The following is a 12,955-nucleotide window of genomic DNA, read 5'->3' on the forward strand; positions in this document are numbered from 1 at the left end:
ATTTACATCTCTATAAAAAACATTCATTATACATTCTAGCATCGTGACTACAACTATTTCAAATTCAATATTAACGGCTTCAATTAAACATGCAGGAGCCGAATTATTTTCGATAAAAGACAATCAAAGCAACGAATATATCTGGGAAGGTAATCCCGATTTTTGGGGTAAACATTCTCCTGTCCTTTTTCCTATTGTAGGAACTTTAAAAAATAACACTTACAAAATCAAAGAAAAAGAATATCACTTGCCTCGTCACGGTTTTGCTCGTGATATGGAATTTGATTTGATTGAAAAAACCGAAAACAAAGCTATTTTCTCTCTTAAATCTTCTGAGGAAACATTAGAAAAATATCCTTTTGAATTTGAATTGCAACTTATTTATACGCTTAATGAAAGCTCTTTGGAGCTTGAATACAAAGTAATCAACAGCGGAAAAGAAAAAATGCCTTTTTCAATTGGAGCCCATCCTGCAATTGCACTTCCTGATCATTTTGAAAATTATGCTTTTCGATTCGAAAAAGAAGAAAACTTAAAATATTATCTTCTTGAAAATGATTTGATTTCATCTCAAACTAAAATTTTAGAAACAAAAAACGGCGTTGTTCCTTTAAATTATGAGCTGTTTAAAAATGACGCTTTAATTTTTAAAACATTAGAATCTAAATCATTGACTATTCTTAATGATTCAAAACCTTATGTAAAAGTTGAGTATCATGATTTTCCCAGTTTAGGAATCTGGACTAAAGAAAATGCACCTTTTATCTGTATTGAACCTTGGCTGGGTTATTCGGACACTGATGAAAACACAGGCGATTTATATAAAAAAGAAGGAATTTTGACGTTGGATGAAAATAACGATTTCAGTGCAAAATTTAGTATTACTATATTATAATATACAAAATGTTAGAATTTAATTTTTCTCCTTTTCCAACAATAGAAACCGAGCGTTTGATCTTGGACAGACTTAATGAAACTGATGTAAAAGAAGTTTTCGAAATACGTTCTAATCCAGAGATTATGAAATTTATTCCGCGTCCTTTGGCTAAAAACCATGAAGATGCATTGGCTCACATCAATACCATTAACGAAAATATCGACAAGAACATTGGCATAAATTGGGCGATTAGACTTAAAGGAGACCCAAAACTATTAGGAATAATTGGATTCTACAGAACACAATTTGAAAATTACCGATCAGAAATTGGCTATATTCTAAATTCTGATTCTCATGGCAAAGGAATCGTTCCAGAAGCAGTAAATGCATTGACAAACTATGGCTTCAAAGAATTAAAATTACACTCTATTGAGGCGGTAATAGATCCAGAAAATTATGCCTCTGAAAAAGTATTACAAAAATGCGGATTTGTTAAAGAAGCTCATTTAAAAGAATCAGAGTTTTGGGAAGGAAAATTTCTTGACAAGGTAATCTATTCATTACTAGAAAAGTAACTTTTAATTCTTGTTAAAATAATCTTATAAAGAATTATTGTTTCTTGTTATAAGTTATATTTGCGCTCGAAATCAGCGAAAAACAGCTGTTTTGAATTCCAAAATTTATGAAAAAAATACCCGCCCTCCTTGTTCTTTTATTCTGTATTCAATTACAAAGTCAGACTTTTGTAAAATTTAATGGTGCTACTGCACTAGTTGGCGTTCCAAATATTGGCGTAGAAACCAGTATTGGAGAAAAAACCACTTTTAGTGCAGATGTTATGGCTTCCTTCTGGGAATCGTTTAATGGACATTCTCCTATGAAATTTATAACCGTAACTCCTGAAGTTCGTTACCATTTTAAAGAAAAATACAACGGTTTTTATGCAGGAGCTCATATCGGAGCCGATAAATATAAATTACAAAAATGGAATTACTGGAACAGTAATCATTATGAAGATGGTTTTGGATACAGACTTGGAGCTACAGTTGGTTACAATCTGAAATTAAATGACAAATTTTTGCTTGACTTTTTTGTTGGTGGCGGATGGCACCAAGGATTTTATCACGGATACTATAATGACGGCACTCCTGGGAGATATGAAAAAGCAGTTCACTGGAATAAAAGTGGCGAATGGCTTCCGTATCATGGAGGAGTTATGATTTCTTATAAATTATAAGATCAACTTAACTTAGGAAGCGTTTTAATATAAAGCTCTTCTACTTTCTTTCGAGCCCAATCTGTTTTTCTTAAGAAAGTAAGACTTGATTTTACACTCGGATTTGAAGTAAAGCATTTGACAGAAATTAATTCTCCTAAAGTATCAAAACCATAATAATCAACTAGCGTTTCGACAATTTTTTGAAGTGTAATTCCGTGTAAAGGATCTTTAGACTGGTTTTGCATTTTAAACTTTTTAAATAATATCAAAAGACCGTACTTTAAAGCACGGTCTTTTTTTTGTAAAATTACTAAAATAGAATTTTACGTTAATCAAATAAAGAGAATAAATTAGAATATGAATTTAAATCCTACAGAAATTGGAGAAGTTAAAGTTGGATTACTTCCGCCTAAAGCGCCATTATACAATGGTTCAACATTTGCAACATGAGCTAAACCAAAATTAGTAACTGTAGTTTTTTCTCCTACCTTAGGATCCAATGTTGTAGAAGTAAAGTTTGCTAAATCATAAGAAAACTCAACAGAGAAGTTTTTAGTTACAAAATAGTCAAACCCTCCAGACACAGACAAACCAACTTGATTCACTTTTAAATCGCTTTCTTTTTCTTTTCCTGTGATAACTGGTATTGCTGCCTGTCCAAAGAAATATAATGAACCTGCTACATTCCAATATTTTCTAACCAAAGGCTGAATAACAATTAAATCTGTTTTTGCAGCTGTTCCAGCATCTGAATCTGCTTTAATATTAATATATCCTACTGCTGCTCCAACAGCTACAGATGGCGTTACAAATGTTCCAACAATTGGCAATACAGAAATATTTGTTGCTTTTACATCACCAGTTTTTGTCTGCTGGTAACCAAACTGAGAAGTAGCAAACCAAGCGCCTTTTAATCCTTGAGATGAATCTTGAGCTTTAGCGGCAAAACCGATTAACACTATACTCATTAACGTTACAATTTTTTTCATTTTATTTTGGTTTTTAAAATTATAAGACAAACTTATGAGTAAGCTTTTTCCTTAAAAATGATTAAAATCATAGATTGAAAAAAAATCTTGAATTATCTTTATCTGTTACATTTTTTTTCAATTTTGTCTTACATTTGCAGTCATGATAAAATCAGTCAACATACTTAACAAAAGAGCCAGATTCGATTATGAAATAATCGATACGTATACTGCTGGAATTGTTTTGGCGGGAACAGAAATTAAATCTATACGTTTAGGAAAAGCAAATATTACCGAAAGCTTCTGCGAGTTTAGCGGCATGGAACTTTTTGCCATTAATACTTATATTGAAGAGTATTCTTTTGGAAATCAGTTCAATCATAAATCAAGAAGCGAGAGAAAATTACTTTTAAATAAAAAAGAATTAAAAACACTTCATAAAAGTGTTCAGGCAAAAGGTTTAACAATCATTCCTTTAAAATTATTTACAAACGAAAAAGGTTTAGCCAAACTGCAAATCGGATTGTGCAAAGGGAAAAAGAACTATGACAAACGTGAATCTCTAAAAGAACAAGATACCAAACGTGATTTGGACCGTATTAAAAAAGCTTTTAACTAAAAGCTTTTTTAATTTTACATAAACCTCTATTTATTAATATTTTATAGTTATTTTTACTTATAACCAATTTAACTGTAAAATATGAAAAAGTACTTAGTTTTGTTTTTCGCTATTGCAGCGTTTTCAAGTTGCGGCAGTAATACTTCTATTGTAAACAGCTGGAGAGATCCCGATGTGACGATTACTCAGGAACATTTTAAAAAAGTTTTGGTTGTAGCTTTGGTCAAAGACGAAGCTTCGAGACGAATTATAGAAAACAGAATTGCCGCAAGTAATCCTGTATTCAAAACTTCGTATCAATACTTAAACGCAACCTCACAATTATCGAAAGAAGAAAAACTAAAGGTTTTACAAGACGAAAATTTTGACGGAGTTGTCAGCATGCGTTTAGTCAGTAAAGAAAAAGAAACTACCTACGTTCCCGGAACTTACACTGGAATGTATTATGGAGGCTTTGACGGATTATATACCGGAATGTATGGTTACGGTTTTGGAAATTGGTACGGAATGTATTCTCCAAACTTCTATGATCCTGGATATTATCAAGAAACGACATCTTATATGGTAGAAACCAATGTCTTTTCGCTAAAACAAAATAAGCTAATCTGGACCGGAACGACAGAATCACAATATGTTACCGACTTAGGACAAACTGTAGATGCCATAATGCAATCTGTTGTAAAAGAAATGAAAAAAGACGGTTCTCTTCCTCCAAAATAAAATTTAGAAAGCAGTACTTAAAATACTGCTTTTCTTTTATATAAAAAATTGACTATTTTTGTCAAGACTTAATTTTTCATCAGATGAAATCTCTTTTAAAAAATGCTCGAGAGCAAAAAGGTTTTAAAACCCGTGAACTGGCACAGCTTGCCAATATCGATCAGGCTTTAATCAGCAAATTTGAATCGGGAACTAGAAAGCCAACAAAAGATCAAATTGTAAAATTGTCTCAGCTTTTAGAAATTGATTATGAAACATTAATGATTGCCTGGCTTAAAGAAAAAATTCTTTACGAAATTGGCGATGAAGAGTTTGCTTTGAAGGCTTTGAAAATTGCCGAAGATGAAATCAAATACAATAAAACAGTTTCCAATCTTAAATTATCTACTTCATTAGAAAAAATTTTAAAAGAAATTGATGCTTTAAAAGAAAAACTAGATTCTCACCGTCAGTATGATAGTTTTAAGATTAAACAGGCTCTTGAATTAGAATATACTTTTGAAAGTAATAGAATTGAAGGAAATACAATGACTCTTCGCGAAACAGATATGGTCATTAATGAGGGTTTGACTATTTCAGGAAAAAGTATGCGGGAACATCTCGAAGCGATAAACCATCAGGAAGCCATTGGTTTTATAAAAGATTTAATGAATAAAAGCAATTCGTTAAACGAACGCGATCTTTTATCCATACATAATTTAATTTTAAGAGGAATTATTCCTGAAGATGCAGGTCGCTATAGAAAAGTTCAAGTCATGATACAAGGCAGCACACACATGCCTCCACAGCCTTTAATGGTTCCGCAAGAAATGGAAGAATATTTTATTTGGTATGAAATCAATAAAAACAAATTGCATCCTGTTATTTTAGCAGCTGAAATGCATGAACGATTAGTTGCTATTCATCCTTTTATTGATGGAAACGGCAGAACTTCAAGATTGATTATGAATTTAATTTTGATGCAAAAAGGATATCCAATTGCTAATATTAAAGGAGATTATGAAAATCGAATGCAATATTATCAATCTTTAGAAATAGCGCAAACCAAAAAAGACAAAGAAGATTTTTTTCTTTTTATAGCTCAAAGAGAAAAAGAAAGTTTGGAAAGATACATTTCAATTCTCACTCAATAAAAAAGCCCGTATAAACGGGCTTTTCTTTTAATTTTTATCTTCTAATAAAGGAACAAATCTAAATTCTCCAAACTCATGTTTTTCAAATTGAGTTTCATTTTTTCTTATCAATAACGTCATAATCTGAACATCTTCTCCCAATGGAATAACAAGCCTTCCTCCTATTTTTAATTGCGCCATTAAAGGCTGCGGAATAAATGGCGCACCTGCTGTAACTATAATACTGTCAAAAGGCGCAAAATTTGGCAGTCCTTTATAACCATCGCCAAAAGTAACATGTTTTGGGCGGATATTTAATTTCGGAAAAAGATTGGAAGTCGTTTTAAACAATTCATTTTGTCTTTCAATCGTATACACTTTTGCTCCAAGCATAAATAAAACAGCTGTCTGGTAACCAGAGCCTGTTCCGATTTCTAAAATCTTATGATCTTTCTTAACTTCAAGCAGTTGCGATTGAAAAGCTACTGTATAAGGCTGTGAAATAGTCTGCCCCGCCCCAATTGGGAAAGCTTTGTCCTGATAAGCGAAATCTTCAAAACTTGAATTTAAAAATAGGTGTCTTGGGATTTTTTTTATCGCTTCTAGAACAGCTCTATCAGTAATTCCTTTTTGCTCTAAAGTGCTTACTAATTGATTACGAAGTCCTTGATGTTTGGCAGTATCTTTCAAAATGGGTAGGTTTTATTTTCGCAAAAATAAGAAACAAAACAGGATTTCAAATATTGATTTTTAAATAATAAATTTATAAAGCTGAAACTTGAATTTTAATGTCTCCATTTGTCAGGCTGAGCGTAGTCGAATCCCTTTGTTCGTTAACGTAAGTCCTTTGACTACGCTTTAGGGTGACAAGCCAGAAAACGCAACTCACAACTAAGGACTATAAACTAAGGACTAATTAACTATCGACTCACAATTACTTTAAATTCACTTTCACGTTAAACAAATAAATTATATTTTTGTTTAAAATACATTCTCATGTTAAAAGTAGGAGTTTTAGGTGCTGGTCATCTTGGTAAAATACATTTACGCTTATTACAACAATCTGACAAATACGAATTAGTTGGATTTTACGACGAAAATCAAGAAAATGCCGAAAGAATCTCAAAAGAGTTTGGCTATAAAAACTTCAGCACAATTGCAAAACTCATTCACGCTGTCGACGTGATTGATATTGTTACTCCAACACTTTCGCACTACAAATGCGCTAAAGTTGCCATCAAATCAGGAAAACACATCTTTATCGAAAAGCCAATTGCCAATACTGTAGAAGAAGCAGAAGAGATTATCGCTCTTGCTAAAGAATACAATGTAAAAGGACAGGTTGGCCACGTAGAGCGTTTTAATCCTGCTTTTATTGCTACAAAAAACATGATCGAAAATCCGATGTTTATAGAAACGCATCGTTTGGCCGAATTTAATCCGCGTGGTACAGACGTTCCCGTGGTTTTAGATTTAATGATTCATGATATCGATGCTATTTTAAGTGTTGTTAAATCGAAAGTAAAAGATATTCACGCGAGCGGTGTATCAGTTATCAGTGACACACCAGATATTGCCAATGCGAGAATCGAATTTGAAAATGGATGCGTTGCTAACTTAACGGCAAGCAGAATTTCATTAAAAAATATGCGCAAATCACGTTTCTTTCAAAAAGACGCCTACATTTCTGTTGACTTTTTAGAAAAGAAATGCGAAGTAGTTCGAATGAAAGATGCGCCAGAAGTTCCTGGAGATTTCGATATGATTCTTCAAAATGCTGAAGGTGTAAAAAAACAAATCTATTTCACCAATCCAGATGTTGAAGCAAATAATGCGATTTTGGACGAATTAGAATCTTTTGCCAATGCAATTAATACCGATACAACTCCTGTAGTAACACTTGAACAAGCTACAGATGCTCTAAGAGTGGCGTATCAAATTATTGATTGTTTCAATAAATAATAAATTTAAAAAAATAAGTTAGCCACGAATTCACGAATTATTTGCTGAATTCGTGGCTAAATCATAAAATATAATTTCACGATATACTATGAAAACAATAGCTGTAATTGGAGCAGGAACAATGGGGAACGGAATTGCACATACTTTTGCGCAAAGCGGATTTACTGTAAAACTAATTGACGTTTCTGAAAAATCATTAGATAAAGGAATGGCAACTATTGCGGCTAACCTAGACCGTATGTTGTCTAAAGGAACCATTACGCAGGAAGATGTCGCAAAAACAATCACTAATATTATCACTTATACCGATCTAAAAGACGGTGTTGTAGGCGTTGATTTAGTCGTAGAAGCTGCAACTGAAAATGTGGAATTAAAACTAAACATCTTCAAACAATTAAACGAATATTGTTCTCACAACACGATTTTAGCTACCAATACTTCTTCAATTTCTATCACACAAATCGGAGCTGTTGTCGCACATCCTGAGCGCGTTATCGGAATGCATTTTATGAATCCAGTGCCGATTATGAAATTAGTCGAAATCATCCGCGGGTACAATACAAGCGATGAAGTCACTAAAATCATCATGTCTTTATCTGAAAAATTAGGTAAAGTTCCTGTTGAAGTAAACGATTATCCTGGTTTTGTGGCGAACCGAATTTTAATGCCAATGTTAAACGAAGCAATCGAAACGTTATACAATGGAGTTGCTGGTGTTTACGAAATTGACACGGTAATGAAATTAGGAATGGGACATCCAATGGGACCATTACAATTAGCTGATTTTATCGGTCTTGATGTTTGTCTTGCCATTCTTAATGTAATGTACGACGGATTCAAAAACCCGAAATATGCTCCTTGCCCACTTCTTGTAAATATGGTTAGAGCTGGAAAACTGGGAGTAAAATCTGGTGAAGGTTTTTACGATTATAGTGAAAGTAAAAAAGCAGAGAAAATCTCTAAACAGTTTTTATAAAAAGAAATATCATGTCGATTCAATCGAATTTAAATACAATTAAAGCAACCTTACCTGAACATGTAACTCTAGTTGCTGTTTCAAAAACTAAACCTGTATCCGATTTGATGCAGGCTTATGAAGCAGGTCAACGTATTTTTGGAGAAAACAAAATTCAGGAAATGACTGAAAAATGGGAACAAATGCCAAAAGATATCCAATGGCATATGATTGGTCATGTTCAGTCGAATAAAGTCAAATTTATGGCGCCGTATGTGACTTTGATTCATGGCGTTGACAGTTTGAAATTATTGCAGGAAATCAACAAGCAAGCTTTAAAAAATAACAGAATTATAGATTGTCTTCTTCAAATTTATATTGCCGAAGAAGAATCTAAATTTGGTTTGGACGAAAGCGAATTAAACCAACTTTTAACATCTTCTGAGTTCAAAGAGTTGAAAAATATTCGTATCTTAGGTTTAATGGGAATGGCCACTTTCACCGAAAACCAAAACCAGATAAAAAAAGAATTCACACATTTAAAATCGATTTTTGATTCTATCCAAAAACTGAATATTGTTGATTTAAAAACAATTTCAATGGGAATGTCTGGAGATTATCAATTGGCTATTGAATGCGGAAGCACAATGGTTAGAATTGGAAGCAGCATTTTTGGAGGAAGATAATTGCAAAAATCAATTACAATATCAAAAATCAATAATTTTAAATGGAAAAAATATTCAATTTTGAAGATCGACTAGTTCGTTTCGCAGGAGAATGTATTTTCTTTACCAGAAAATTAGAAAGAATATTTGAAAACGAATATTACAAAAATCAATTAATAAGATCATCAGGAAGTGCATCTTTAAATTTTGGAGAAGCACAAGGAACAATAACAGATAAGGATTTTGTTTTTAAAGTTTCGCTCGTTGTAAAAGAATTAAAAGAGTCAAGAAACTCTAAAAATTTTAGATTATATTAAAGAAGGAGATAACGATCAAAGAAATAAACTTTTAATTGAAGTTGAACAGCTTATTGCAATCTCATCAAAAATGATAATTAATAAAAAATAATTTTTCAATATCAATGACAATGGCAATCACAATAACAATTTTCAAAAATTGATATTGATTTTTGATATTGTAATTGTAATTGATTTTTTGATATTGACATTGAAATGTACGCAATACTTGACATAGAAACCACTGGGGGACAATTTAATGAAGAGGGAATTACCGAAATCGCTATCTACAAATTTGATGGGCATGAAGTAGTTGATCAATTCATAAGCCTTGTCAATCCTGAAATTCCGATTCAGCCTTTTGTTGTAAAACTGACAGGAATTAATAACGCTATGTTGCGTTCTGCTCCGAAATTTTACGAAATTGCCAAACGCATTATTGAAATTACTTCAGACTGCGTAATTGTAGCTCACAACGCTTCTTTTGATTACAGAATTCTAAGAACCGAATTCAGACGCTTAGGCTACGATTTTGAAGCCAAAACACTTTGTACGGTTGAATTAGCAAAAAAATTAATCCCAGAACAGCCGTCTTATAGTTTAGGAAAACTAGTTCGTGCACTCGGAATTCCGATGGCAGACAGACATCGCGCCAGCGGAGACGCTATGGCGACCACAAAGCTGTTTAAAATGCTTTTGGAAAAAGACACCGAGAAGACAATCGTGAAAGATTTTATAAAACTCGAAGTCGAAAAAGGAATTTCTCCAAAATTTTTAGATATTTTAAATCAAATGCCAACCAAAACTGGCGTTTATTATATTTATAATGAAGGTGGTACGCTAATTTATATCGGCAAAAGCCAAAACATAAAAAAAAGAGTCAATCAGCATTTTACTGGAGTGACTACTAAAAGCAAAAGGATTCAAGCAGAAGTTTTTACCATCACTTACGAAGAAACTGGAAGCGAATTAGTAGCGCTTTTAAAAGAAAGCCAAGAAGTAAAAACCAATCGTCCGAGATACAATCGTTCACAAAAGAAAACTGTTTTTCCTTTCGCATTATATGCCGAAAAAGATGCAAACGGTTATATGAATCTAAAACTAGAAAAAGCAGACGGAAGAAAAAAAGAAATCACGTCTTTTGCTTCTTTACAAGACGGTAAAAATGCGCTGTTTAGATTTACGGCAAAATACCATTTATGCCAGAAACTGACAGGTTTATACCAAACCAAAAACGAATGTTTTCAATATAAAATCAAAGAATGCGACGGCGCTTGCATTGGCGAAGTTACTCCCGAAGTTTACAATTTAAGAGTACAGCAATTCATTTCCGAAAATAGCTTCGAAAATAAAAGTATGATTTTAATTGACAGAGGCCGAAATATAAACGAAAGAAGCGCGATTTTAATCGAAAACGGCATGTATCAAGGTTACGCTTACTACGATCTAAATTATCAGATTACCAATATTGATATTCTCAAAAATATTCTGATTCCAATGCAGCACAACCGCGATGTAAAAAACATTATTCAAAACTATATCCGCAAAAGTAAATCGTTAAAAGTGCTTCATTTTTAGTGCAATAAACATTTTGTATCTTCATAGTATGGTAAAACACAAATCTAAATACGAACTTTTTAGAGAAAGAATAAAAATCATTCTCTATGGAACCAACACTTTAGCAGGTAGAATGTTCGATTTGGTTCTTTTAGGTTTAATCTTACTGAGCGTTCTTTTAATCATGCTCGATACCGTTGAAGGAATCAGTTCTAAATATCACGAGCAATTAATTATTTGCGAATGGGTCATTACAATATTCTTCACCATCGAATATATTCTGAGAGTTATTTCCATTCAAAAACCAATAAAATACATTTTTAGCTTTTACGGAATCATCGATTTGCTCGCCGTTTTGCCAATGTACTTGTCCATCTTTTTTCCTGGCGCAAGTATTTTGTCCATCGTGAGAGCGCTACGTTTTCTTCGATTGTTCAAAATTTTGCACATTCCGCAAATCAACCATCAATCTTTACAGCTAAAAGAAGCCATTGATGCGAGTAAAGAAAAAATTCTTGTTTTTATTTATTTCGTCTTAATCAGCACCATCATAATTGGTTCCATAATGTATTTGGTCGAAGGAAAAGAATCTGGTTTTACAAGCATCCCAATGGGAATATATTGGACAATTGTTACCTTGACAACCGTTGGTTATGGAGACATTTCTCCACAAACCCCGTTAGGACAATTCATTGCAGCCTTTGTTATGATTTTAGGTTACGGAATAATCGCCGTTCCCACAGGAATTGTAACCGCTGAATTTGCTAAAAAGAGCTTAAAAAACAATACGGTAAACAGTAAAAAAACATGCACAAAATGCCAGTCTCAAGTTCATTTTGACAACGCAAAATATTGTTATGAATGCGGAACAGAATTGCCAAATAATTAATTTAAGAAGCTAATCCATCTGTACATTGCAACTCCTCCTTATCTTTGCTGTTTTTTTAAGTCATAAAAAGAGCTTCCTCCGGTCGCTTTTTTATTCCAAAAAAAACACACAAATATAAGTCCGGGGTTTCCATTTCCATCTGGGCTAAAAAATATGAAATACCTAATAACAATCGTCGGACCAACAGCAATAGGCAAAACAGCCTTGAGCATTGCTTTGGCACAACACTTTAACTGCGAAATTGTTTCTTGTGACAGTCGTCAGTTTTTTAAAGAAATGACCATCGGAACAGCCGTTCCAAGCGAAGAAGAATTAAATGCAGCTAAACATCATTTCATTCAAAACAAATCCATTTTTGAAAATTATACCGTAGGTGATTACGAAAAAGAAGCACTTTCAAAACTAGAAGAATTATATCAAAATAACGATTTTGCCATTCTAATCGGCGGATCAGGACTATATGTCGATGCCATTTTAAAAGGTTTCGATGAATTTCCAGAAATCGCTCCAGAAGTTCGTCAGGAAGTCAATTCAAAGTATGAGAAATTCGGAATCGAATATCTTCAGGAACAATTGAAAAATCTAGATCCCGATTATTATCAAAAAATAACAATCGAAAACCCGCAGACCTTACAAAACCCACAGCGAATGATGCGTTTTGTAGAAGTTTGCATCGGATCGCAAAAACCGTATTCTTCCTTTTTAAATCTAAAGAAAAACAACAGAAACTTCACACCTATTTTAATTGGTTTAGACGCAGATCGTGAAATAATTTACAGCAGAATCAATCAGCGCGTCGACATCATGATGAACATGGGATTGCTGGAAGAAGCAAAAGCACTTTATCCTAACAAAGAGTTAAATGCTTTACAAACGGTCGGTTATAGAGAATTATTTAGTTATTTTGACGGAGAATTCACTTTGCCATTTGCAATTGAGGAAATCAAAAAAAATACAAGAAGGTTTTCAAAAAGGCAATTAACGTGGTTCAAAAGAAACGAAAACACCAAATGGTTTGATTACTCAACAGATAGAAAAAACATTATAGGCTATATAGAAAATCTCCTAGAGTAAAATCTTTGTTCTATATTCTTTTCTCTATTTTCAAGAAGAAAT

At 32.9% G+C, this 12,955-nt stretch carries 16 protein-coding genes; 13 read left to right on the forward strand and 3 right to left on the reverse strand.

What is annotated here, in order from left to right; genetic code table 11:
* The first annotated feature begins 43 nt into the window (after window positions 1-43).
* From AC3E9W_RS20075 to AC3E9W_RS20085, 3 genes are all read left to right on the forward strand, one after another.
* A complete protein-coding gene (locus tag AC3E9W_RS20075) occupies window positions 44-895 on the forward strand; it encodes an aldose 1-epimerase family protein (RefSeq protein ID WP_488769762.1) in 852 nt (283 codons plus the stop codon).
* 8 nt (window positions 896-903) lie between these two features.
* Window positions 904-1,452: a GNAT family N-acetyltransferase gene (locus tag AC3E9W_RS20080; protein WP_488769763.1), complete on the forward strand. Its 549-nt coding sequence runs from the start codon at window positions 904-906 to the stop codon at window positions 1,450-1,452.
* A gap of 107 nt (window positions 1,453-1,559) precedes the next feature.
* Window positions 1,560-2,114, forward strand: coding sequence for a DUF3575 domain-containing protein (locus tag AC3E9W_RS20085; RefSeq protein WP_488769764.1), 555 nt, complete (start codon window positions 1,560-1,562; stop codon window positions 2,112-2,114).
* 2 nt (window positions 2,115-2,116) lie between these two features.
* Here AC3E9W_RS20085 and AC3E9W_RS20090 read toward each other — a convergent pair whose 3' ends face one another.
* Window positions 2,117-2,341, reverse strand: a complete 225-nt coding sequence (locus AC3E9W_RS20090) for a VF530 family protein (protein WP_488769765.1) — start codon at window positions 2,339-2,341, stop codon at window positions 2,117-2,119.
* Window positions 2,342-2,446: 105 nt separating this feature from the next.
* Window positions 2,447-3,085, reverse strand: coding sequence for a hypothetical protein (locus tag AC3E9W_RS20095; RefSeq protein ID WP_488769766.1), 639 nt, complete (start codon window positions 3,083-3,085; stop codon window positions 2,447-2,449).
* Window positions 3,086-3,227: 142 nt separating this feature from the next.
* Between AC3E9W_RS20095 and smpB the strand changes: the two genes are divergently transcribed.
* From smpB to AC3E9W_RS20110, 3 genes are all read left to right on the forward strand, one after another.
* Window positions 3,228-3,683 carry an SsrA-binding protein SmpB gene (gene smpB / locus AC3E9W_RS20100; RefSeq protein ID WP_111290250.1) on the forward strand — a complete coding sequence of 152 codons (456 nt, stop codon included), beginning with the start codon at window positions 3,228-3,230 and terminating at the stop codon, window positions 3,681-3,683.
* An 81-nt stretch (window positions 3,684-3,764) separates the two neighbouring features.
* The gene (locus AC3E9W_RS20105) at window positions 3,765-4,403 is read left to right on the forward strand and encodes a hypothetical protein (RefSeq protein WP_456892359.1); all 639 of its coding nucleotides are present in this window, start codon (window positions 3,765-3,767) and stop codon (window positions 4,401-4,403) included.
* 83 nt (window positions 4,404-4,486) lie between these two features.
* Window positions 4,487-5,536: a Fic family protein gene (locus AC3E9W_RS20110; protein ID WP_488769767.1), complete on the forward strand. Its 1,050-nt coding sequence runs from the start codon at window positions 4,487-4,489 to the stop codon at window positions 5,534-5,536.
* Window positions 5,537-5,563: 27 nt separating this feature from the next.
* On the opposite strand, the gene AC3E9W_RS20115 is transcribed toward AC3E9W_RS20110, so the two are convergent.
* Window positions 5,564-6,205, reverse strand: coding sequence for a protein-L-isoaspartate(D-aspartate) O-methyltransferase (locus AC3E9W_RS20115; protein WP_306157756.1), 642 nt, complete (start codon window positions 6,203-6,205; stop codon window positions 5,564-5,566).
* 306 nt (window positions 6,206-6,511) lie between these two features.
* On the opposite strand from AC3E9W_RS20115, the gene AC3E9W_RS20120 reads away from it, so the two are divergent.
* The 7 genes from AC3E9W_RS20120 (at window position 6,512) to miaA (ending at window position 12,913) form a co-directional block, all read left to right on the forward strand.
* Window positions 6,512-7,477, forward strand: a complete 966-nt coding sequence (locus tag AC3E9W_RS20120) for a Gfo/Idh/MocA family protein (protein WP_306157754.1) — start codon at window positions 6,512-6,514, stop codon at window positions 7,475-7,477.
* A gap of 88 nt (window positions 7,478-7,565) precedes the next feature.
* Window positions 7,566-8,453 (forward strand): 3-hydroxyacyl-CoA dehydrogenase family protein, encoded by an 888-nt coding sequence (locus tag AC3E9W_RS20125; RefSeq protein ID WP_125722901.1) that lies wholly within the window; start codon window positions 7,566-7,568, stop codon window positions 8,451-8,453.
* Window positions 8,454-8,464: 11 nt separating this feature from the next.
* The gene (locus tag AC3E9W_RS20130; RefSeq protein WP_488769768.1) at window positions 8,465-9,118 is read left to right on the forward strand and encodes a YggS family pyridoxal phosphate-dependent enzyme; all 654 of its coding nucleotides are present in this window, start codon (window positions 8,465-8,467) and stop codon (window positions 9,116-9,118) included.
* A 41-nt stretch (window positions 9,119-9,159) separates the two neighbouring features.
* Complete coding sequence (locus AC3E9W_RS20135) at window positions 9,160-9,414, forward strand: four helix bundle protein (RefSeq protein WP_488769769.1); 255 nt, start codon at window positions 9,160-9,162, stop codon at window positions 9,412-9,414.
* 195 nt (window positions 9,415-9,609) lie between these two features.
* Window positions 9,610-10,971 carry an exonuclease domain-containing protein gene (locus AC3E9W_RS20140; RefSeq protein WP_488769770.1) on the forward strand — a complete coding sequence of 454 codons (1,362 nt, stop codon included), beginning with the start codon at window positions 9,610-9,612 and terminating at the stop codon, window positions 10,969-10,971.
* A 28-nt stretch (window positions 10,972-10,999) separates the two neighbouring features.
* On the forward strand, window positions 11,000-11,839 hold the full coding sequence (locus tag AC3E9W_RS20145) for an ion transporter (protein ID WP_306157746.1): 840 nt from the start codon (window positions 11,000-11,002) through the stop codon (window positions 11,837-11,839).
* A gap of 153 nt (window positions 11,840-11,992) precedes the next feature.
* Window positions 11,993-12,913: a tRNA (adenosine(37)-N6)-dimethylallyltransferase MiaA gene (miaA, locus tag AC3E9W_RS20150; protein WP_488769771.1), complete on the forward strand. Its 921-nt coding sequence runs from the start codon at window positions 11,993-11,995 to the stop codon at window positions 12,911-12,913.
* The last annotated feature ends 42 nt before the right edge of the window (window positions 12,914-12,955 follow it).

It is taken from the genome of Flavobacterium sp. 38, assembly GCF_057799715.1.

Coding starts and splice junctions, on each gene's coding strand:
- AC3E9W_RS20080 (WP_488769763.1), top strand. CDS start 904: ATGTTAGAATTTAATTTTTCTCCTTTTCCAACAATAGAAACCGAGCGT.
- AC3E9W_RS20085 (WP_488769764.1), top strand. CDS start 1,560: ATGAAAAAAATACCCGCCCTCCTTGTTCTTTTATTCTGTATTCAATTA.
- AC3E9W_RS20090 (WP_488769765.1), bottom strand. CDS start 2,341: ATGCAAAACCAGTCTAAAGATCCTTTACACGGAATTACACTTCAAAAA.
- AC3E9W_RS20095 (WP_488769766.1), bottom strand. CDS start 3,085: ATGAAAAAAATTGTAACGTTAATGAGTATAGTGTTAATCGGTTTTGCC.
- smpB (WP_111290250.1), top strand. CDS start 3,228: ATGATAAAATCAGTCAACATACTTAACAAAAGAGCCAGATTCGATTAT.
- AC3E9W_RS20105 (WP_456892359.1), top strand. CDS start 3,765: ATGAAAAAGTACTTAGTTTTGTTTTTCGCTATTGCAGCGTTTTCAAGT.
- AC3E9W_RS20110 (WP_488769767.1), top strand. CDS start 4,487: ATGAAATCTCTTTTAAAAAATGCTCGAGAGCAAAAAGGTTTTAAAACC.
- AC3E9W_RS20120 (WP_306157754.1), top strand. CDS start 6,512: ATGTTAAAAGTAGGAGTTTTAGGTGCTGGTCATCTTGGTAAAATACAT.
- AC3E9W_RS20125 (WP_125722901.1), top strand. CDS start 7,566: ATGAAAACAATAGCTGTAATTGGAGCAGGAACAATGGGGAACGGAATT.
- AC3E9W_RS20130 (WP_488769768.1), top strand. CDS start 8,465: ATGTCGATTCAATCGAATTTAAATACAATTAAAGCAACCTTACCTGAA.
- AC3E9W_RS20135 (WP_488769769.1), top strand. CDS start 9,160: ATGGAAAAAATATTCAATTTTGAAGATCGACTAGTTCGTTTCGCAGGA.
- AC3E9W_RS20140 (WP_488769770.1), top strand. CDS start 9,610: ATGTACGCAATACTTGACATAGAAACCACTGGGGGACAATTTAATGAA.
- AC3E9W_RS20145 (WP_306157746.1), top strand. CDS start 11,000: ATGGTAAAACACAAATCTAAATACGAACTTTTTAGAGAAAGAATAAAA.
- miaA (WP_488769771.1), top strand. CDS start 11,993: ATGAAATACCTAATAACAATCGTCGGACCAACAGCAATAGGCAAAACA.